Genomic DNA, 21,084 nt, shown 5'->3' with positions numbered 1-21,084 from the left:
TTGTTGATGCCATCAGTTTTTAGAGACAGGAAGAGTATTTTGACTACTGACACTCATACTCTGGATATTGCAGAAATTTTGGAATTGCTTCCTCACCGTTACCCGTTCTTGCTGGTCGATCGCGTCCTTGATTTTGAGGAGCACAAATTCCTGCGTGCGGTGAAGAACGTATCTGTAAATGAGCCGTTTTTCCAGGGGCACTTCCCTGGTAAGCCGATTTTTCCAGGCGTATTGATTCTGGAAGCAATGGCGCAGGCCACTGGTATTCTGGCGTTTAAAAGCGTCGGCAAGCTGGAGCCGGGCGAGTTGTATTACTTTGCCGGTATCGACGAAGCCCGTTTCAAACGACCGGTAGTGCCAGGCGATCAGATGATCATGGAAGTCACCTTTGAGAAAACTCGTCGCGGCCTGACGCGCTTCAAAGGCGTAGCAACCGTTGACGGCAAAATTGTTTGCGAAGCAACCATGATGTGTGCGCGCAGCCGGGAGTCTTAATCCGTGATTGACAAAACCGCCTTTATCCATCCAAGCGCGATTATCGAAGAAGGCGCCATTATCGGCGCTGGCGCGCACATCGGTCCCTTCTGTTACGTCGGCTCCCAGGTGGAAATCGGCGCTGGCACGGTACTGAAATCCCACGTTGTGGTGAATGGTGTGACCAAAATCGGCCGCGATAATCAGATCTATCAATTTGCCTCTATCGGCGAAGCGAATCAGGATCTGAAATACGCGGGTGAACCGACGCGTGTCGAGATTGGCGATCGCAACCGCATCCGCGAAAGCGTCACCATTCATCGCGGCACGGTGCAGGGCACCAGTCTGACCAAGATCGGCGACGACAACCTGTTCATGGTGAACGCGCACATTGCCCATGACTGTATCGTCGGTAATCGCTGCATCTTCGCCAACAATGCGACGCTGGGCGGCCACGTTGAGGTTGATGATTATGCGATCATTGGCGGTATGACGGCGGTGCACCAGTTCTGTGTAATTGGTGCTCACGTTATGGTTGGCGGCTGTTCGGGCGTTGCTCAGGATGTGCCGCCTTTTGTCATTGCGCAGGGTAATCACGCCACGCCATTCGGTATCAACATCGAAGGGCTGAAGCGTCGTGGTTTTGATAAAGAGGCGCTGCATGCCATTCGCAATGCCTACAAACTGCTTTATCGCAGCGGTAAAACGCTGGACGAAGCCAAGCCTGAAATCGAAGCCCTGGCCAAAGAGCAGCCGGTAGTGCAGCAGTTTCTCGATTTCTTTGGCCGTTCAACCCGCGGTATTATTCGCTGACCTATGCAAAATCGTCCATTGACTATCGGATTGGTCGCCGGAGAAACTTCCGGTGATATTCTTGGCGCGGGTTTAATCCGAGCGCTCAAGGCGCAGATCCCCGACGCGCGTTTTGTTGGCGTTGCAGGCCCGCTGATGCAGGCCGAAGGCTGCGAAACCTGGTACGAAATGGAAGAGCTGGCGGTAATGGGCGTGGTGGAAGTGCTTGAGCGTTTGCCGCGCCTGTTGAAGATCCGCAAGGATCTTACCCGCCGGTTCAGTGAGTTGAAGCCGGACGTATTTGTCGGCATTGATGCGCCCGACTTCAATATCACGCTGGAAGGCCGTCTCAAGCAGCACGGCATCCGCACTATTCACTATGTCAGCCCGTCGGTCTGGGCCTGGCGTCAGAAGCGTGTTTTCAAAATTGGCAAAGCCACCGATCTGGTGTTGGCGTTTCTCCCTTTCGAAAAAGCGTTTTACGATCGTTTCAACGTTCCCTGTCGGTTTATCGGCCACACCATGGCCGACGCCATGCCGCTGCAACCGGATAAACTGGCCGCGCGCGCTACGCTGGGCATAGCCCCTGACGCACGCTGTCTTGCCCTGTTACCGGGGAGCCGAGGTGCGGAGGTTGAGATGCTGAGCGCCGATTTCTTGAAGACCGCTCAACGGCTTCGTACCCGTTATCCTGAGCTTGAAGTGGTGGTGCCGTTGGTCAACGCCAAACGGCGCGAACAGTTCGAACGTATCAAGGCTGAAGTGGCGCCGGAGCTGACCGTTCACCTGCTGAATGGCCAGGGACGTGAGGCAATGATCGCCAGCGATGCGGCATTGCTGGCCTCAGGTACTGCAGCGCTGGAGTGTATGCTGGCCAAATGCCCGATGGTGGTGGGTTACCGCATGAAGCCGTTTACCTTCTGGTTGGCGCAGCGGTTGGTAAAAACCCCGTATGTCTCCCTGCCGAACCTGTTGGCTGGGCGTGAAATCGTCACCGAACTGTTGCAGCACGACTGCGTGCCGGACAAACTGGCGGCCGCCCTGATGCCGTTGTTGGAAGACAGCCCGCAGACCGAAGATCTGAAACAGACTTTCCTTACCTTGCACCAAAGCATCCGTTGCGGTGCCGATGAACAGGCCGCTCAGGCTGTGTTGGAGCTGGCGAAAGCATGATTGAACCCTTTATCTATCCCGCCGCCACGTTGATTGCCGGTGTGGACGAGGTAGGCCGTGGTCCCTTGGTGGGTGCAGTAGTGACCGCCGCAGTGATCCTCGACCCCGAGCGGCCGATTATTGGCTTGGCGGACTCGAAAAAACTCAGTGAAAAACGCCGTCTGGCACTGTATGACGAAATTGTCGCCAAGGCCCTGTCCTGGAGCTTGGGGCGTGCCGAGCCGGACGAGATCGATCGGTTGAACATCTTGCATGCCACCATGTTGGCGATGCAGCGTGCGGTTGCCGGATTGCATATCGCGCCGGACATGGTATTAATCGACGGTAACCGTTGCCCGAAATTGCCAATGCGCTCGCAGGCGGTGGTGAAGGGAGATAGCCGCGTGGCTGAAATCAGCGCTGCCTCCATTCTGGCGAAGGTGACGCGCGATCGCGAAATGACCGAATTGGATCGTGTGTTCCCGGATTACGGTTTTGCGCAGCATAAAGGCTATCCGACCGCTTTCCACCTGGAGCGCCTGGCCGTGCTGGGTGCGACCGAACATCATCGCCGCAGCTTTGCCCCGGTAAGAAGGGCGCTGGAGCTGTAATCTGCCGGCCTGGGCATCCGGGCTGGGCACGCGATAGCGTTAACCCGGGTTCAGCTTGCTGAGCCCCCTAGTTTCAGGTATCTGGATATGGCCGAACCTCGTTTTATTCACCTGCGCGTTCATAGTGACTACTCCATGATTGATGGATTAGCCAAGATCGGGCCGTTGGTGAAAAGAGCCGCCGCGTTAGCCATGCCTGCTTTGGCGATTACCGATTTCACCAACCTGTGCGGTTTGGTGAAGTTCTATGGCAGCGCACACGGTGCCGGGATCAAACCGATCATCGGCGCAGATTTTCATGTGCAAAGCGAAGTGCTGGGCGATGAGCTGGCGCAGCTCACCGTACTGGCTGCCAACAATGAAGGTTATCAAAACCTGACGCTGCTGATTTCTCGCGCTTACCAGCGTGGTTACGGCGCCGCCGGCCCAATTATTGACCGTGACTGGCTGATTGAACACCGTGAGGGGTTAATCCTGCTTTCTGGCGCCCGTCAGGGCGATGTCGGCAAGTTTTTGCTGCGCGGCAACCAGCAACAGGTAGATCAGTGCCTGGACTTCTATCAGCAATATTTCTCGGACAGCTATTATCTCGAACTGATCCGCACAGGTCGGCCGGACGAAGAAAACTACCTGCATGCAGCCGTAGCGTTGGCCACTGAACGTGGGTTGCCGGTGGTGGCCACCAACGACGTGCGTTTTCTGGTCGAGGATGATTTTGACGCCCATGAGATCCGCGTCGCGATCCATGATGGTTTCACGCTTGACGATCCCAAACGCCCGCGCAACTACAGCACACAGCAATACATGCGCAACGAAGACGAGATGTGCGAGCTGTTTGCCGACATCCCGGAAGCGCTGCTTAACAGCGTTGAAATCGCCAAGCGTTGCAATGTCACCATCCGCCTCGGCGAGTACTTCCTGCCGCAGTTCCCGACCGGTGATATGACCACCGAGGATTTCCTGGTGCTCAAATCGAAGGAAGGGCTGGAAGAGCGCCTGGAATTCCTGTTCCCGGATCCGGAGGTTCGTGCACAGCGCCGTCCTGAATATGACGAACGTCTGGATATTGAGCTGAAAGTGATCAACCAGATGGGCTTCCCGGGCTACTTCCTGATCGTAATGGAGTTCATCCAGTGGTCGAAGGATAACGACGTACCTGTAGGTCCGGGACGTGGTTCCGGCGCCGGTTCGCTGGTGGCCTATGCGCTGAAAATCACCGACCTTGATCCGCTGGAATTTGACTTGCTGTTCGAACGTTTCCTCAACCCGGAACGTGTTTCGATGCCCGACTTCGACGTCGACTTTTGCATGGAAAAACGCGATCTGGTGATTGAGCACGTGGCGGAGATGTATGGCCGCGAGGCGGTATCGCAAATCATCACCTTTGGTACCATGGCGGCAAAAGCGGTTATCCGCGACGTGGGCCGCGTGTTGGGCCACCCGTATGGTTTCGTCGATCGCATCTCCAAGCTGGTGCCGCCCGATCCGGGCATGACCCTGGAAAAGGCCTTCGCCGCCGAACCGCAACTGCCGGAAATTTACGAGGCTGACGAAGAGGTCAAAGCGCTGATCGACATGGCGCGCAAGCTGGAAGGGGTGACGCGTAACGCCGGTAAGCACGCCGGTGGCGTGGTTATCGCACCCACCAAGATCACTGACTTCGCGCCGTTGTACTGCGACGCGGAAGGGAATCACCCGGTCACCCAATTTGACAAGAATGATGTGGAATACGCCGGGCTGGTGAAGTTCGACTTCCTTGGCTTGCGTACCCTGACCATCATCGACTGGGCGCTGGGTATGATCAATGCCCGGCGAGCGAAAACCGGGCTGGAACCTATCGATATTGCGGCTATTCCGCTCGAAGACAAAAAAAGCTTCGATATGCTGCAGCGCTCGGAAACCACTGCGGTATTCCAGCTCGAATCACGCGGCATGAAGGATTTGATCAAGCGTCTGAAGCCTGACTGTTTCGAAGATATGATCGCACTGGTGGCGTTGTTCCGCCCGGGGCCGTTGCAGTCAGGCATGGTAGATAACTTCATCGACCGCAAACACGGTCGTGAAGAGATTTCTTACCCGGATATCCAGTGGCAGCATGAGTCGCTTAAGCCGGTGTTGGAGCCGACCTACGGCATCATCTTGTACCAGGAACAGGTCATGCAGATTGCCCAGGTACTGGCCGGCTATACGCTGGGCGGGGCGGACATGCTGCGTCGTGCGATGGGTAAAAAGAACCCGGTTGAGATGGCCAAACAGCGCGGCGGTTTTGAAGATGGGGCAAAATCGCGCGGTATCGATGGTGAACTGTCGGTAAAAATCTTCGATCTGGTGGAGAAATTCGCCGGTTACGGTTTTAACAAATCGCACTCCGCCGCCTATGCGTTGGTGTCATACCAGACGCTGTGGCTCAAAGCTCACTATCCGGCCGAGTTTATGGCAGCGGTAATGACCGCCGATATGGACAACACCGATAAGGTGGTGGGGCTGGTGGATGAATGCTGGCGCATGGGGCTGAAAATCCTGCCGCCGGACATCAACAGCGGCCAGTACCATTTCCACGTTAACGATGAAGGCGAGATCGTTTATGGCATCGGCGCCATCAAAGGCGTTGGCGAAGGGCCGATTGAAGCCATTCTCGAAGCGCGCAACAGCGGGGAGCAGGGCTACTTTAAAGACCTGTTCGATCTGTGCGCGCGCTCCGATATCAAAAAGCTGAACCGTCGCATTCTGGAAAAACTGATCATGTCCGGGGCGTTCGACCGTCTTGGGCCGCACCGCGCTGCGCTGATGAGCTCACTGGGCGACGCGTTGAAAGCGGCCGATCAGCATGCGAAAGCCGAAGCGATCGGCCAGGTGGACATGTTTGGCGTCCTGGCGGAAGCGCCGGAGCAGGTGGAGCAATCCTATGCCAACGTGCCACGCTGGCAGGAGCAGGTGGTGCTGGATGGTGAACGGGAAACGCTGGGGCTGTACCTGACCGGCCACCCGATCACCCAGTATCTGAAGGAGATCGAACGTTACGCCGGTGGCCAGCGTTTGAAAGATATGCACCCGACGGATCGGGGCAAAATGACGACCGCAGTTGGGCTGGTGATCGCCTCGCGGGTTATGGTCACCAAGCGCGGTAACCGCATCGGTATTTGTACGCTGGATGACCGTTCAGGCCGTCTGGAGGTGATGTTATTCACCGATGCGTTAGAAAAATACCAGCATTTGTTGGAAAAAGACCGTATCCTGATCGCCAGTGGACAGGTCAGCTTTGATGACTTTAGCGGTGGGCTTAAAATGACGGCCCGCGAACTAATGGACATCAGTGAAGCCCGTGAAAAATACGCTCGTGGGCTTGCTATCTCGCTGACGGACAGGCAAATTGATGACCAGCTTTTGAACCGTCTCCGTCAGTCGTTGGAACCCCATCGCTCGGGGACGATTCCAGTGCATCTTTACTATCAACGGGAAGATGCGCGGGCCAAGCTGCGTTTTGGCGCAACCTGGCGCGTGACGCCCACCGACCGCTTGTTGATAGATTTGCGGACTTTGGTAGGTAATGAGCAGGTGGAACTGGAATTTGACTAATATAGGAATGCTATGAGTCTGAATTTTCTTGATTTTGAACAGCCGATTGCAGAGCTGGAAGCGAAAATTGACTCGCTGACTGCAGTCAGTCGTCAAGACGAAAAATTAGATATTAATCTGGACGAAGAGGTTCAGCGCCTTCGTGAAAAGAGCGTTGAGCTGACGCGCAAGATTTTTTCCGATCTTGGGGCCTGGCAAATTGCCCAATTGGCACGCCACCCGCGCCGTCCTTATACCCTGGATTATATCAAACACATCTTTACCGACTTCGAAGAGTTGGCTGGCGACCGCGCTTATGCCGATGATAAAGCGATCGTTGGTGGTATTGCGCGCCTGGATGGCCGCCCGGTGATGATCATTGGTCATCAGAAAGGCCGCGAAACCAAAGAGAAAATCCGCCGTAACTTCGGTATGCCGGCACCAGAAGGCTATCGCAAGGCACTGCGTCTGATGGAAATGGCTTCCCGCTTCAAGCTGCCGTTGATCACTTTCATCGACACGCCAGGGGCTTATCCGGGTGTGGGCGCGGAAGAACGCGGCCAATCGGAGGCCATCGCCCGCAACCTGCGTGAAATGTCTCGCCTGAATATCCCGGTGATCTGCACCGTGATCGGCGAAGGCGGTTCTGGCGGCGCGTTGGCGATAGGCGTTGGCGATAAAGTGAATATGCTGCAATACAGCACCTATTCGGTGATCTCGCCGGAAGGTTGCGCTTCAATTCTGTGGAAGAGCGCCGACAAAGCGCCATTGGCCGCAGAAGCGATGGGCATTACCGCACCGCGCCTGAAAGAGCTGAAGCTGATCGATTCGGTGATCCCGGAACCCTTGGGCTCGGCCCACCGTGACGTACCGGCAATGGCGGCCTCGCTGAAAGCGCAATTGCTGGCTGACCTGAAAGATCTCGATGGTCTGAACAACGAAGAGTTGCTCAATCGCCGCTACCAGCGCCTGATGAACTACGGCTATTGCTGAGTTTTGTCCTGCGTTGCAAAAAACCGCCTTCGGGCGGTTTTTTTATATCTGATGAAAAAGCTCCGGTTGTACGCAAGCTTTTTGCGCTGCGGCGCGCAGCATGCCGATGACGGGGTACCCTCCGTCGTATTTTCATGTTGTTATAGAGGTTTGGCGGTTAACTGACAGGAGCAGCCGATGAATATCATCGCAATCATGAGCCCAACGGGCGTCTATTACAAAGATGAGCCTATTCGTGAGCTGCACACCGCATTGGCTACGATGGGTTTCCAGTTGGTTTATCCGAAAAATGGCAGTGACCTGCTAAAGCTGATCGAAGCCAATGCGCGTATTTGCGGAGTGATTTTCGACTGGGACGATTACAGCCTGGAGCTGTGCAGTGAAATTAACGAGCTGAATGAATATCTGCCGCTATATGCGTTTATCAACCAGTATTCCACCTTCGACGTCAGCCTGCATGAAATGCGCATGGTGCTGTATTTCTTCGAGTACGGTCTGAATGCGGCGGATGATATTGCGCAGCGCATTCAGCAATATACCGCAGAATATATCGACACCATTACGCCGCCCTTAACCAAGGCGCTGTTCAACTATGTGCGCGAGGGCAAATATACCTTTTGCACCCCAGGGCATATGGCCGGTACCGCCTTCCAGAAAAGTCCTGTTGGCTGCCTGTTTTACGATTTTTTCGGTGCCAACACCTTAAAAGCCGACGTCTCCATATCGGTGACCGAACTGGGTTCGCTGCTGGACCACACCGGCCCGCATCTGGAGGCCGAAGAGTATATTGCGCGCACCTTTAACGCCGAGCAGAGCTATCTGGTGACCAATGGCACCTCCACCGCCAACAAGATTGTCGGCATGTATTCGGCACCGGCCGGCAGCACGGTATTGATCGACCGTAACTGCCATAAATCGCTGTGCCATCTGCTGATGATGAGCGATATCGTCCCGATTTACCTGCGCCCGTTGCGTAACGCCTATGGCATTCTTGGCGGTATCCCGCAGCATGAATTTACCCGGGAGAGCATTGCCGGCCGGGTTGCCGCCACCGCGAATGCCAGCTGGCCGGTACATGCGGTGATCACCAACTCAACCTATGACGGTCTGCTGTATAACACCGATTACATCAAGCAGACGTTGGACGTGCCATCAATCCATTTTGACTCCGCCTGGGTACCCTATACCAACTTCCATCCGATCTACGAAGGCAAGAGCGGCATGAGCGGTGAGCGCACGGCCGGTAAGGTTATCTACGAAACGCAGTCCACACACAAGCTGCTGGCGGCATTCTCGCAGGCCTCGATGATTCACATTAAAGGCGATTACGACGAAAGCACCTTTAACGAAGCCTATATGATGCACACCACCACTTCACCGAACTACGGCATTGTGGCGTCGATGGAAACCGCTGCCGCGATGCTGCGCGGCAACCCTGGGCGGCGCTTGATCAACCGCTCGGTAGAGCGCGCGCTGCATTTTCGTCGCGAAGTACAACGACTGCGAGAGGAGAGCGATAGCTGGTTCTTCGATATCTGGCAGCCTGAAGAGATCGACGAGGCGCAATGTTGGCCGCTGAACCCGGATGATAACTGGCACGGGTTTGGCAATACCGACCGCGATCATATGTATCTCGATCCGATCAAGGTGACGATCCTGACGCCGGGAATGAACGAGCTGGGTACGTTGGAAGAGAGCGGGATCCCTGCGGCGCTGGTGGCGAAATACCTGGACGAACGTGGCATCGTGGTGGAAAAAACCGGGCCTTATAACCTGCTGTTCCTGTTCAGTATCGGCATCGATAAAACCAAGGCGATGAGCCTGTTGCGTGGCCTGAGCGATTTCAAACGCGCTTACGATCTTAATCTGCGGGTGAAGAACATGCTGCCGGATCTGTATGCGGAGGATCCTGATTTTTACCGCAATATGCGCATTCAGGATCTGGCGGCCGGGATCCACCGTCTGATCTGCAGGCACGATCTGCCGCGGCTGATGCTGCGGGCGTTCGACGTGCTGCCGGAAATGAAGTTGACGCCGCACCAGATGTTCCAGCAGCAGGTACGCGGTAATGTGGAAACCTGCGAGCTGGATCAACTGGTGGGCAAGGTGGCAGCCAATATGATCCTGCCTTATCCGCCAGGGGTACCGCTGGTGATGCCGGGTGAGATGATCACCGAGGAGAGCCGTGCGGTACTCGATTTCTTGCTGATGCTGTGTTCCATCGGCGAGCGTTATCCCGGCTTTGAAACCGATATCCACGGTGCGAAACTGACCGAGGATGGGCGTTATCTGGTGAAGGTGCTGAAAACGCCATTGGCATAGGCGGTGCCGGCTGAGCTCAACGCTTAAGTGGCAGACCTGAATGACGGCTCCGTTTTATCCTGCGGTTTTTTTTGCCGTTGACGTTGTAACCCTCGCCGGATACCGTGCGTCATCAAGCAGACAATGAGGCATTACCATGTTGGCATTACGTCAGGTGCATCACATCGCAGTTATTGGTTCAGATTATGCGGCCAGTAAGCATTTCTACTGCGATATCCTCGGCTTTACCCTATTGGGTGAGTTTTACCGTGAAGAACGAGACTCATGGAAGGCGGATCTGGCGCTCAATGGCCAATACAGCATCGAACTGTTTTCCTTCCCGTCACCACCGGCCCGTGTCAGCCGCCCGGAAGCATGTGGCCTACGCCACCTGGCGTTCAGCGTAGACGACATCGAACAGGCTATTGCACATCTGCAGGCCGCTGGGGTCGTGTGCGAGCCTATACGCGTCGATCCTTATACTCAGTCCCGTTTTACTTTTTTCAGCGATCCTGATGGATTGCCGCTGGAACTGTATGAACAATGAAAGCTTGTCTGAAGGCGGCAGGCTGGTTAACGTGCTGTCCTATGGGTGTTATGGCGGTCTCCAACCGCCTGTCAGGCGATCAACGATAAACCAATGAATACCGATCAACTTTCCGTACAGGTCAGCCGCCAATTGGGTGCTCAACGGCGTTTGCTGGTGGCATTCAGCGGCGGGCTGGATTCCAGCGTGCTGTTGCACCTGCTGGTGCATCTGCGAAGGCAATTGCCGGATTTGCAGTTGCGCGCGGTGCACGTACACCATGGCCTGAACGCTTTTGCCGACGAATGGGTAGCTCACTGCCAGCGACAATGCGCCGCCTGGCAGTTGCCGCTGGTGGTCCAGCATGTGCAGGTGGATGGCAGGCAGGGCGGGATTGAAGCTGCGGCCCGCGCGGCGCGTTACACGGCTTTCGTCGCTACGCTGGCTGCCGATGAAGCCTTGCTCACCGCGCAACATCTTGATGACCAATGTGAGACCTTCCTGCTGGCGTTGAAACGCGGCAGTGGTCCGGCTGGCCTGTCGGCGATGGCTGCTCAGACCTCATTGGGTAATAATCCCTTGCTGCGTCCGTTGCTGGGTATGTCGCGTCTGCAGTTGGAGGATTATGCACAGCGGCATCAGCTCACCTGGATTGATGACGACAGCAATCAGGACCCGCGTTTCGACCGCAATTTCCTGCGCCTGCAGGTGTTACCGCTGCTCAACCAACGCTGGCCGTATTTTGCCGCCGCGACGGCACGCAGCGCCAGCCTGTGTGCGGAACAAGAGCAACTGCTGGATGAACTGCTGTCAGAACAGCTGCACTCGTTGCTCAATGAAGAGAATGCACTGGCGATCGATGGCCTGCTGGGGTGTTCACCAGCGCGGCGTTTTGCCTTGCTGCGCCGTTGGATCGCGCTGTTTGGCGTTACCATGCCTTCACGCGAGCAGTTGCAGCGACTATGGGACGAGGTGGCGCTCAGTCGGGATGACGCCGAACCGCAGTTGCAGCCGGGGCAGTATCAGATCCGCCGTTTTCGCCGGCGTTTGTATCTGCTGCCGATAATGGCGGATTTGCGCGAAGTCTGCCTGAACTGGTCGTTGGCGGAGCCGCTCGAGCTGCCGGATGGATTGGGTAAGCTGAGTAGTGGAGAGGGCGATATTAGTCTGCGGGCACCGCAGCTGCAACAGAAGGTGAGCGTTCGTTTTGCCGCTCAGGGAAAAATCCGCATCCTTGGCCGAACTCATTCCAGGTCAGTTAAAAAACTGTGGCAGGAATTGAGCGTGCCGCCGTGGCAGCGTGAACGTACCCCGTTGATTTATTATGATGACCAGCTTATCGCTGCGCTGGGCGTGTTTGTCAGCGAAGCCGGTCAGACGCCTGAAGGGGAGCAATCCTGGCGGCTGCGTTGGCATAAAAAATAATAACAATGTGAGGAGCAATGATGAAATTTGTTAGCGCAATGGCTGCGGTGTTCGGCCTTTTCAGCCTGTCGGCCATAGCGGCGGGTGATGCAGCCGCAGGGAAGGGAAAATCCGCCAGCTGTGTCGCGTGCCACGGCGCGGAGGGAAAGGTGTCGGTGCCGATGTATCCGAATCTGGCCGGGCAAAACGCCATGTATCTGGAGCATGCGCTGCAGGCGTATAAAAAAGGGGAGCGCAACGGCGGTCAGGCTGAAGTGATGAAGGCCTATGTCTCTGCATTGTCTGATGATGATATTGCCGATCTGGCCGCGTACTATGCCAGTCTTAAACCATAGCCAGTCTTAAACCTAGCCAGCCTGAAGCCATAAATGACGAGGGCAGCCGTTGGGCTGCCCTGTTGGGATGGCGTTACCGTAAAATCAATCAGACAGGCTGACGACTACAGTACCGATTTCCGGATGACTGAAACTGAGGATGTGATCCAGACGCAAGCTGAGAGCATTGCCGACCTGATCGATAATCAGGTACTCAACACCCTTGGTAAATTTCAGCTCGGTGGCTTTGCCTTCGAGTTTTTCTCCGTCGCGTAACTCCAGCTTCAGAATGTAGTTATGCTGACAGGCGAGTTCCAGGCTTTCATAGTCATCGCAATTGATGGATTGGTACTCATCATTCATCAACATAGTCGCTCACCAATAAGTTAGCGGCGGCAAAGGCCGCCTGTTCCCTAACGGAGGACGGTAGCGCGTTATTCGCAGCAACTTCGTCCAATGCCTTTAATACACATGCTAACGCATCAGGCACGTAGCCGAGATCCCCACTGCCGATCTCGGCGTAAAAACGGCGTACTAACTCACAGTATTGTTGCACAGTTTCCTCCCTTAAGAACCTCTGCGTCATCGAAGTCTTGTATAGCGATGAGGCGCAGGCTCTCGGAGCTTTACTTAATCCTAGTCGACTATAGCACAGCTGTTGGGGAGTTATTAGCACCTCAGCGCGGCTTTCGCACTGCGCTTTACCCAGCCGCGCTGGCTGCGGATGGGCCAAATCTAGTACACTATCGCCTGATAATAATGAGGTCACCCATGGCGCTGAAAGCAACTATTTATAAAGCCACGGTCAATATCGCTGATATGGATCGTCATTTCTACCACGACGCCACGCTCACCCTGGCCCAACATCCTTCCGAAACCGAACAACGCATGATGCTGCGCCTGCTAGCCTGGATCTGCCACGCCGATGAGCGTCTGGTGTTTACCAAGGGCTTGAGTGCCGAAGACGAGCCGGAGCTCTGGCGGCGTAACGACCACAATGGGTTGGAAATGTGGATCGAAATGGGCCTGCCTGATGAGAAGCGAATCAGGAAAGCCTGCAACCAGTCACCGCGAGTGGTGCTTTACGCCTACGGTGAACGCGCCGGACACGTATGGTGGCAGGGTATCCAGAGCAAAGTGGCAAACCACAAAAACCTAAGCATCCGTTTTCTGGATGATGAACAATTAGGCAAATTGGCAGCGATGGCCAGCCGCAATATGACGCTGCAAGCCACGCTGCAAGAAGGAACTATCTGGCTTTCTGATGCTCAGAATAGTCTGGAAATCCAGTTTGCCGAGTGGCAACAGGCGCAGGTGTGATCGGTGCTGGAACTGTCAAGAAACGTAGCCATACCGGATAACGAGCTGGAACTGACGGCGATCCGCGCGCAGGGCGCGGGTGGCCAGCACGTGAACAAAACCTCAACGGCTATCCATTTGCGCTTTGACATCCGGGCGTCCAGCCTGCCAGAGTATTATAAGGAAAGGCTGCTGGCCCTGAATAATCATTTAATTACCGCCGATGGCGTGGTGATTATTAAAGCGCAGGAATATCGTAGCCAGGAATTAAACCGCGAGGCGGCGCTGGCCAGGCTGGTGGCGTTGATTCAGCAGGCGATGGTGGTGGAAAAAACGCGCAGAGCGACCAAGCCCACGAAAGGGGCAAAATTGCGTCGGCTGGAAGGCAAGGTCCGTAAAGGCGCGACTAAAGCGCTGCGCGGCAAGATCCGCACTTAAGGATACATGAGCACAGTAGGAGAATAGCTGTGAAGAAAATAACAATAGCCCTGTTTTTAGCGGCAGGGGCGCTCTCATTATTGGGATGTAATAATCAGTATCAGCCGAAAGAACAACCTCTTCAGGCGATGCAGCAGAGTTATCAGGGCGTACTGCCTTGCGCTGACTGCAGTGGCTTGGATACTGTGCTGTTCCTGGATGAAGATGGCACTTTTGTTTTGCAGGAAACCTATCGCGAAACCAAAGACGGGGACCAGACTTTTGCCGATTATGGCAAATGGGCGCGAACCGCAGATAAGCTGGTTCTGACCGACAGCCATGGAGAAAAACGCTATTTCCGCCCAGTGGGCAAGAGCCTGGAAATGCTGGATCAAAGCGGCGCTGTGATTGAGTCTACGTTGAACTACCGCCTGGAACCGGTGGAAAAGGCATTGCCTAAAACGCCGATGGCGCTCAGAGGTAGCTATACCTACATGGCGGATGCCGCGGTGTTCAAGGATTGCGCCACCGGCAAGACTTTTCCGGTAGACAATACTATCGCGCTGGAACAAGGATATGCCAAGGCGTACAAAACACCCGGCGAGCCGGTGTTCCTGACCTTGAATGGTCATTTCAGCGTCCAGCCTTCAATGGAAGAAGGGCAGACCGAGAGAGCGTTGGTGCCGGACGGCAAGATAGCCTTCGACAAAAACAAGAACTGCGACAGCAAATAATCGCCATAAAAAAACCCGCCGAGGCGGGTTTTTTACTTTCTGATGCAGCCGCTTAGCGCTTGATCTGCCCCAGCAGGAAATCAACGATTTCGCCGGTTTTAATCATTTGCTTCTCGCCGATGCGGCGGTTTTTGTATTCAATCTCTTCGCTGTCGAGATTACGGTCGCCGATGACGATTGAATGCGGTACGCCAATCAGTTCCATATCCGCGAACATCACGCCCGGACGCTCTTTACGGTCGTCGAGAATAACGTCGATACCGTGCGAACGCAGGGTGTTGTACAGTTCTTCAGCCAGCGCTTGCACGCGGAAGGATTTGTGCATGTTCATTGGCAGAATAGCCACCTGGAACGGTGCGATGGCGTCCGGCCAGATGATGCCGCGATCGTCGTGGTTCTGCTCGATGGCGGCTGCCACCACGCGAGTAACCCCGATGCCGTAGCAACCCATGGTCAGCACCTGGTTGCGGCCATCTTCACCCTGAACGGTGGCTTTCATCGCTTCAGAGTATTTGGTACCGAGCTGGAAGATATGGCCCACTTCGATACCGCGTTTGATCAACAGCGTGCCTTTACCGTCCGGGCTGGCGTCGCCTTCTACCACGTTACGAATATCGGCAACCTGCGGCAGCGGCAGATCGCGTTCCCAGTTAATGCCGAAGTAGTGTTTACCGTCGATATTAGCCCCGGCGCCAAAATCGCTCATTGCCGCTACGCTGCGATCGGCCACGACCGGAACCTGCAGATTGACCGGGCCGAGGGAACCTGGGCCGGCGCCGACGATGGCGCGGATTTCTTCTTCGGTCGCAAAGGTCAACGGAGCGGCTACTTGTGGCAGCTTCTCGGCCTTGATTTCGTTCAGTTCGTGATCGCCGCGTACCAGCAGAGCAACCAGCTTGTGGCCACTTTCTTTTTCGGCATGCACCAGCAGTGTCTTGACGGTTTTCTCAACCGGCAGTTGGAATTGTTCTACCAGCTCGGCGATGGTCTTGGCGTTCGGCGTATCCACAACACGCAGTTCTTCGCTGGCTGCCGCGCGCGGCTGAGCCGGGGCTACGGCTTCTGCCAGTTCGATATTGGCGGCAAAGTCAGAACCGGTAGAGAACACGATATCGTCTTCACCGCTGTCGGCCAGCACCTGGAACTCGTGTGATGCGCTACCGCCAATCGAGCCGGTGTCGGCATGCACAGGGCGGAAATCCAGGCCCATGCGGCTGAAGATTTTGCTGTAGGCTTCGTACATTGCATCGTAGGTCGCCTGCAGGGATTCCTGCGAGGTATGGAACGAGTAGGCATCTTTCATCAGGAATTCGCGAGAACGCATCACGCCGAAACGCGGGCGCACTTCATCACGGAACTTGGTCTGAATCTGGAAGAAGTTCAGTGGCAGCTGTTTGTAAGAGCTGATCTCGTTACGAATAAGATCCGTAATCACTTCTTCGTGCGTTGGGCCGAGCACAAACGGACGTTCGCCGCGATCGACAAAGCGCAGCAGCTCAGGACCATACTGTTCCCAACGACCGCTTTCCTGCCATAAATCGGCGGGTTGTACCACCGGCATACAAACTTCGATCGCGTTGGCATTGTTCATTTCTTCGCGGACGATGTTCTCAACCTTTTTCAGAACGCGCAGGCCGGTTGGCAACCAGGTGTAAAGACCTGAGGCCAGCTTGCGAATCATCCCGGCGCGCAGCATCAGCTGGTGGCTGATCACTTCGGCATCGGCAGGTGTCTCCTTCAGGGTGGAGAGCAAATATTGGCTAGTACGCATGGTGTTTTGGTTCCGTTAGAACTGCAAATTGCATCGGGCTGCCACAGTGGCGGCCAAAAGTGACAAAAGTGCTTTAGTTTATCAGTGCGAGCGGGTTGTCAAAAGAGAGACGGTGGAATTTTAACGCAGGTCGAGTGACAACACCTCGGTTTGCTGATCCACCACTCGCCAACGCACGTTGAAATCCAGCAGCCAAACCGCATAATCCCGTTCCGCTTCTTGTCCCTTGCGGTAGGCCGGACGTGGATCCTGGGCCAGCACCTGGGTGATAAAACGCCGCAGTTGCGGATAACGTTGCTGATGTTGCTGTAGCTGTTGTTCAGCCTTGGGGGCAAAACGCACCGGCATATCGCCGGCGGGGGCTGTCTGAGCAAACCCGGCACGGGCCTGCGGTTGGCTTTCGGCAAATGGCAGGTAAGGCTTGATATCGACCACCGGTGTGCCGTCAACCAGATCGAGGCTGCCCAATTCCAGCACCACTTCGCTCCCCTGAACGCGCACGCCTTTTAATTCGATTAACGACATGCCGAGCGGGTTAGGACGAAAGGTGGAACGGGTGGCAAAGACGCCCATCCGGGCATTGCCGCCAAGACGCGGTGGCCGCACGGTGGGGCGCCAGCCGCCTTCCAGGGTTTGATGGAAAATAAACATCACCCACAGATGGCTGAAATCGTTGAGACCTCGCACTGCTTCCGCCTGATTGTAGGGCGGCAGCAGCACCAGTTCACCGCCACCGTCTTCGACTAACCCCGGTTGGCGGGGTACGGCGAACTTTTCTTTATACGGCGAACGGATGGTTCCGATCTGATTGAAGACAAACTCGGTCATTTGGACGAAACGTTAAGCGCTGAACCTTGGCAAATAGCTTGCTGGTAGCAACCGGCAACGCCGCTGACAATCTGGCAATCATGCAATAGCACGGCGTTTGCTTTCATGTAAGACGCGCGAATTTGCATGCGTTTACGGGCTGTCGCCAGATTTGGCGGTGAATCCTGCACGGTGGTCTGGCATGACTCACCAGAGACCTCACCCAGATCGCGGAAAGGTTTGCCCACTAATTCTTCTGCGTTTTTATACAGTTTTACCGGCGCTGGACGTGCCGCTGGCGTGGTCTTTGTCGGTGTGGTTACAGTCGGTTTGCTGGTGTTGTTTGTTGAGGAGGGCGCGATACGCTGCGACGAACACCCTGCCAGCGCGAGCGCTAACAAACAGAGAGATAAAACACGCATTGAGATTCCTCTGTCTTTTTTATAGAAGTGGCGCTATTGAAGCAATCTACGGCGGAAATAACAAGACGGGCCGGAGCCCGTCTTGCAATTATAGGAATAAAATCGGTAATTAATGATTACCAGCCTTTTACTGCCCCACCATTAAAGATCTTGTTGGCCGCTTCGTTAACTTCGTCAGACTGGTATGCCTGCACAAACTTCTTCACGTTCTCCGCGTCTTTGTTGTCTTCGCGGGCAACCAGCAGGTTAACGTACGGTGAGTCTTTATCTTCAACAAACAGACCGTCTTTTGCCGGAGTCAGGCCGATCTGGCTGGCGTAGGTTGTGTTGATCACCGCCAGTGCGATTTGCTGATCGTCCAGGGAGCGTGGCAGTTGCGGGGCTTCCAGCTCTACCAGCTTCAGGTTTTTCGGGTTCTCCGTCACGTCCAGCACGGTCGGCAGCAGGCCAACGCCGTCTTTCAGTTTGATCAGGTTAACCTTCTGCAGCAGCAGCAAAGAACGGCCCAGGTTGGTCGGGTCGTTAGGCAGGGCAACCTGGGAGCCGTCTTTCAGCTCATCCAGCGATTTGATTTTCTTGGAGTAACCGGCAATCGGGTAAACGAAGGAGTTGCCTACCGATACCAGCTTATAGCCGCGATCCTTGATTTGCTGATCCAGATACGGTTTGTGCTGGAAGGCGTTCAGATCGATATCGCCTTTGCTCAGCGCTTCGTTTGGCAGCACGTAGTCATTGAACGTCACCAGTTCAACGTCCAGACCGTATTTCTCTTTTGCCACTTTCTGCGCTATTTCAGCAACCTGTTGCTCAGCACCGACGATAACGCCCACTTTAATATGGTTTGGATCTTTTTCTTCCTGACCGCAGCCTGCCAGAGCCAGAGTACCGATCAGTGCGCCGATTGCCGCGATGGATTTAAATTTTAACGACATATCCCTTCCTCATTAGACTCGCATTAAAAATACGCTGTGTGAGCGCAGTTGCTGTGAAAACTATTTGTGGGTGACGGTCTTTACAATTCGATCGCCAGAGAACTGAATCAGATAGACCAGCACTACCAGTAATACTAATACGGTATTCATTACTGTGGCGTTATAACCGATATAACCGTACTGATAACCGATTTGGCCCAGACCACCGGCGCCAACCGCGCCGCCCATGGCGGAATAGCCAACCAGGGTAATCAGCGTGATGGTGGCAGCATTCACCAGACCGGGCAGGGCTTCCGGCAACAGCACCTTTTTGATGATTTGCATCGGGGTTGCCCCCATCGCGCGGGCCGCTTCCACCAAGCCGGATGGGATCTCCAGCAGAGCGTTTTCCACCATGCGGGCGATAAACGGCGCGGCTCCTACGGTCAAGGGTACGATGGCCGCCTGCAGGCCAATCGAGGTACCGACGATAAGACGCGTAAACGGAATCATCCACACCAACAAGATAATGAACGGAATGGAACGGAACACATTCACCAGGCCGGACAGGGTTTTATACAGCGTATTGTTGGCGACAATTTGCCCCGGACGGGTCACATACAGCAGCACGCCAACCGGCAGGCCGAGCACGAAACCGAAGAAGCCGGAGACAAAGGTCATCATGACGGTTTCCCACACGCCACGTGCCATTAACCACATCATTGCCTCAGACATAACCCAGAACCTCTACTTTTACCTGATTTTCCTGCAGGAACTTAATCGTTGCCAGCGCGTCTTCATCGCTGCCGTGCAGCTCCGCCAGCATTACGCCGAATTTCACACCACCGGCATAATCCATCTGGGCGCTGATGATGTTGTTATTAACATTGAAACGACGAGCGGCCTCTGACAGCAAAGGCGCATCAACGGACTGGCCGGTGAACTCGAGACGCAGGAGCGGCTGACGGCCGCCACTGCGTTCCGGCGCCAAACGCTTGGCATAATCGTCCGGGATATCCAGATGCAGCGTGGATTGAATAAACTGTTGGGCCAGCGGCGTTTTAGGGTGCGAGAACACTTCGCTGACGCTATCTTTTTCAATCAGTTGCCCCTGGCTGATAACCGCAACTTGATCGCAAATGCGTTTTACCACGTCCATTTCATGGGTGATCAACAAAATGGTCAGGCCGAGACGGCGATTGATGTCTTTCAGCAGTTCCAAAATCGAACGGGTGGTTGCCGGATCCAGCGCGCTGGTGGCCTCGTCACACAGCAGCACTTTAGGTTGGCTTGCCAACGCGCGGGCAATCGCTACACGCTGCTTCTGGCCACCGGATAAATTGGCAGGGTAGGCGTCGTGTTTGTCTGACAGCCCGACCAGCTCCAACAATTCGGTCACGCGTTTTTTGATTTCAACGCGTGGAGTGTTGTCCAGCTCCAGCGGCAGCGAAACGTTGCCAAATACCGTGCGGGAGGACAGCAGATTAAAGTGTTGGAAAATCATGCCAATCTGACGGCGAGCGCGTGTCAATTCGCTTTCAGACAGCGAGGTCAGATCCTGTCCGTCAACCAGTACCTGGCCGGAGGTTGGGCGCTCAAGCATGTTGGCGCAGCGGATCAGCGTACTTTTACCGGCGCCGGAGGCACCGATAACGCCATAGATTTGCCCGGCAGGGACGTGAAGAGTCACGTCAGAGAGCGCATTAATAGAGCGCGAACCCTGCTGGAACACTTTGGTGATGTTAGAAAGTTTAATCATATTCTTCTTATTTTAGCGTGGTTGCCCGTGGCTAGATAAAAGTAAACCTTGGCGTGGACCAAGGTATGGGTCAGATGTTAAGGCGTCTAGACGTCCAAGTCAACGACCAACACTGTTCTCTGCCGTTCTCAGCACCGGGTAAAACATGCGATACTGTACGCGTTTTCAGGCCCTCAGGAGTAAACCGGTGACACAAAGCGTTCCAGCAATTTTCCTAGATCGTGACGGCACGATTAATGTCGATCATGGCTACGTCCATGAAATCGATGATTTCCACTTTATTGATGGCGTGATTGACGCCTGTCGTGAACTAAAAAAGATGGGCTTTGCCCTGGTATTGGTCACCAACCAGTCCGGTATCGCACGCGGCAAGTTCGACGAAAAACAGTTTATGTACCTGACCGAGTGGATGGACTGGTCGCTGGCCGATCGCGATGTTGACCTGGATGGCATCTATTTCTGTCCGCATCATCCAGAAGCGGTAATAGAAGAGTACCGCCAGACGTGTGATTGCCGTAAACCGCAGCCGGGCATGTTGCTGCAGGCGCAGCAAGAATTAAACATCGATATGGCCTCTTCTTATATGGTTGGCGATAAACCGGAAGATATGCAGGCGGCCATTGCGGCAGGCGTTGGCACTAAAGTGCTGGTGCGTACCGGCAAGCCGGTCACCGATCAGGGAGAGAAACTGGCGGATTGGGTGTTAAACAGCCTGGCAGACCTGCCGGAAGCCATCAAAAAGCGGGTTTAGTAGGCGTTATGCATGAATAGTGAGCGGTCGGAAAAAAAGTGAATATTAATCCTTGTCATTCTGAACCGGC

General features: G+C 54.9%; 22 protein-coding genes. 14 read left to right on the top strand and 8 right to left on the bottom strand.

The features are described 5' to 3' along the window. The first annotated feature begins 39 nt into the window (after window positions 1–39). The 10 genes from fabZ to QZQ97_RS21885 all read left to right on the top strand — a co-directional run bounded on the left by fabZ (window position 40) and on the right by QZQ97_RS21885 (window position 12,164). Entirely contained in the window at window positions 40–495 is a 456-nt protein-coding gene (gene fabZ / locus QZQ97_RS21930; RefSeq protein ID WP_006318674.1) for a 3-hydroxyacyl-ACP dehydratase FabZ, read from the top strand. 3 nt (window positions 496–498) lie between these two features. Continuing rightward, window positions 499–1,287: an acyl-ACP--UDP-N-acetylglucosamine O-acyltransferase gene (lpxA, locus tag QZQ97_RS21925; RefSeq protein ID WP_006318673.1), complete on the top strand. Its 789-nt coding sequence runs from the start codon at window positions 499–501 to the stop codon at window positions 1,285–1,287. Between the two features lie 3 nt (window positions 1,288–1,290). Continuing rightward, the gene (gene lpxB / locus QZQ97_RS21920) at window positions 1,291–2,439 is read left to right on the top strand and encodes a lipid-A-disaccharide synthase (RefSeq protein ID WP_311995160.1); all 1,149 of its coding nucleotides are present in this window, start codon (window positions 1,291–1,293) and stop codon (window positions 2,437–2,439) included. Beyond that, window positions 2,436–3,029, top strand: a complete 594-nt coding sequence (gene rnhB, locus QZQ97_RS21915) for a ribonuclease HII (protein ID WP_311995159.1) — start codon at window positions 2,436–2,438, stop codon at window positions 3,027–3,029. The genes lpxB and rnhB overlap by 4 nt, the downstream gene beginning before the upstream one ends. Window positions 3,030–3,116: 87 nt before the next feature. Continuing rightward, window positions 3,117–6,605: a DNA polymerase III subunit alpha gene (dnaE, locus tag QZQ97_RS21910; RefSeq protein WP_126528649.1), complete on the top strand. Its 3,489-nt coding sequence runs from the start codon at window positions 3,117–3,119 to the stop codon at window positions 6,603–6,605. A gap of 12 nt (window positions 6,606–6,617) precedes the next feature. After that, complete coding sequence (gene accA, locus QZQ97_RS21905) at window positions 6,618–7,577, top strand: acetyl-CoA carboxylase carboxyl transferase subunit alpha (protein ID WP_006318658.1); 960 nt, start codon at window positions 6,618–6,620, stop codon at window positions 7,575–7,577. A gap of 177 nt (window positions 7,578–7,754) precedes the next feature. Then, entirely contained in the window at window positions 7,755–9,899 is a 2,145-nt protein-coding gene (locus tag QZQ97_RS21900; RefSeq protein ID WP_311995158.1) for a lysine decarboxylase LdcC, read from the top strand. 136 nt (window positions 9,900–10,035) lie between these two features. Beyond that, window positions 10,036–10,425 (top strand): VOC family protein, encoded by a 390-nt coding sequence (locus QZQ97_RS21895; RefSeq protein WP_311995157.1) that lies wholly within the window; start codon window positions 10,036–10,038, stop codon window positions 10,423–10,425. Between the two features lie 93 nt (window positions 10,426–10,518). Beyond that, on the top strand, window positions 10,519–11,829 hold the full coding sequence (tilS, locus tag QZQ97_RS21890) for a tRNA lysidine(34) synthetase TilS (protein ID WP_311995156.1): 1,311 nt from the start codon (window positions 10,519–10,521) through the stop codon (window positions 11,827–11,829). Window positions 11,830–11,846: 17 nt separating this feature from the next. Continuing rightward, a complete protein-coding gene (locus QZQ97_RS21885; protein WP_311995155.1) occupies window positions 11,847–12,164 on the top strand; it encodes a c-type cytochrome in 318 nt (105 codons plus the stop codon). Between the two features lie 84 nt (window positions 12,165–12,248). Here QZQ97_RS21885 and rof read toward each other — a convergent pair whose 3' ends face one another. Further along, window positions 12,249–12,506 (bottom strand): Rho-binding antiterminator, encoded by a 258-nt coding sequence (rof, locus tag QZQ97_RS21880; protein WP_311995278.1) that lies wholly within the window; start codon window positions 12,504–12,506, stop codon window positions 12,249–12,251. Then, entirely contained in the window at window positions 12,499–12,699 is a 201-nt protein-coding gene (locus QZQ97_RS21875; RefSeq protein WP_037426441.1) for a YaeP family protein, read from the bottom strand. The genes rof and QZQ97_RS21875 overlap by 8 nt, the downstream gene beginning before the upstream one ends. 215 nt (window positions 12,700–12,914) lie before the next feature. Between QZQ97_RS21875 and QZQ97_RS21870 the strand changes: the two genes are divergently transcribed. Genes QZQ97_RS21870 through nlpE form a run of 3 tightly spaced genes read left to right on the top strand, consistent with a single transcriptional unit; the run spans window position 12,915 to window position 14,593 of the window. Beyond that, the gene (locus QZQ97_RS21870) at window positions 12,915–13,463 is read left to right on the top strand and encodes a YaeQ family protein (protein ID WP_311995154.1); all 549 of its coding nucleotides are present in this window, start codon (window positions 12,915–12,917) and stop codon (window positions 13,461–13,463) included. 3 nt (window positions 13,464–13,466) lie between these two features. Next, entirely contained in the window at window positions 13,467–13,880 is a 414-nt protein-coding gene (arfB, locus tag QZQ97_RS21865) for an alternative ribosome rescue aminoacyl-tRNA hydrolase ArfB (protein ID WP_006318651.1), read from the top strand. A 29-nt stretch (window positions 13,881–13,909) separates the two neighbouring features. After that, window positions 13,910–14,593: an envelope stress response activation lipoprotein NlpE gene (gene nlpE, locus QZQ97_RS21860; protein ID WP_311995153.1), complete on the top strand. Its 684-nt coding sequence runs from the start codon at window positions 13,910–13,912 to the stop codon at window positions 14,591–14,593. 52 nt (window positions 14,594–14,645) lie between these two features. Here nlpE and proS read toward each other — a convergent pair whose 3' ends face one another. From proS to metN, 6 genes are all read right to left on the bottom strand, one after another. Then, the gene (proS, locus tag QZQ97_RS21855; RefSeq protein WP_311995152.1) at window positions 14,646–16,364 is read right to left on the bottom strand and encodes a proline--tRNA ligase; all 1,719 of its coding nucleotides are present in this window, start codon (window positions 16,362–16,364) and stop codon (window positions 14,646–14,648) included. Window positions 16,365–16,484: 120 nt separating this feature from the next. After that, window positions 16,485–17,192 (bottom strand): tRNA (N6-threonylcarbamoyladenosine(37)-N6)-methyltransferase TrmO, encoded by a 708-nt coding sequence (gene tsaA, locus QZQ97_RS21850; RefSeq protein ID WP_311995151.1) that lies wholly within the window; start codon window positions 17,190–17,192, stop codon window positions 16,485–16,487. Continuing rightward, window positions 17,189–17,593, bottom strand: coding sequence for an Rcs stress response system protein RcsF (rcsF, locus tag QZQ97_RS21845; protein WP_311995150.1), 405 nt, complete (start codon window positions 17,591–17,593; stop codon window positions 17,189–17,191). Before rcsF ends, tsaA begins: the two co-directional genes overlap by 4 nt. Before the next feature lie 116 nt (window positions 17,594–17,709). After that, window positions 17,710–18,525 (bottom strand): MetQ/NlpA family lipoprotein, encoded by an 816-nt coding sequence (locus tag QZQ97_RS21840; protein ID WP_004952177.1) that lies wholly within the window; start codon window positions 18,523–18,525, stop codon window positions 17,710–17,712. A gap of 60 nt (window positions 18,526–18,585) precedes the next feature. After that, window positions 18,586–19,239: a methionine ABC transporter permease MetI gene (locus QZQ97_RS21835; RefSeq protein WP_006318637.1), complete on the bottom strand. Its 654-nt coding sequence runs from the start codon at window positions 19,237–19,239 to the stop codon at window positions 18,586–18,588. Next, window positions 19,232–20,263 (bottom strand): methionine ABC transporter ATP-binding protein MetN, encoded by a 1,032-nt coding sequence (gene metN, locus QZQ97_RS21830; RefSeq protein ID WP_311995149.1) that lies wholly within the window; start codon window positions 20,261–20,263, stop codon window positions 19,232–19,234. The genes QZQ97_RS21835 and metN overlap by 8 nt, the downstream gene beginning before the upstream one ends. Window positions 20,264–20,450: 187 nt before the next feature. On the opposite strand from metN, the gene gmhB reads away from it, so the two are divergent. Then, the gene (gene gmhB / locus QZQ97_RS21825; RefSeq protein ID WP_006318627.1) at window positions 20,451–21,014 is read left to right on the top strand and encodes a D-glycero-beta-D-manno-heptose 1,7-bisphosphate 7-phosphatase; all 564 of its coding nucleotides are present in this window, start codon (window positions 20,451–20,453) and stop codon (window positions 21,012–21,014) included. Window positions 21,015–21,084: the final 70 nt, after the last annotated feature.

Origin of the sequence: Serratia sp. root2 (assembly GCF_031931805.1) — a bacterium.
Taxonomy (GTDB): Bacteria; Pseudomonadota; Gammaproteobacteria; order Enterobacterales; family Enterobacteriaceae; genus Serratia; species Serratia inhibens.
This window is presented reverse-complemented; position numbering and strand designations above follow the sequence as displayed.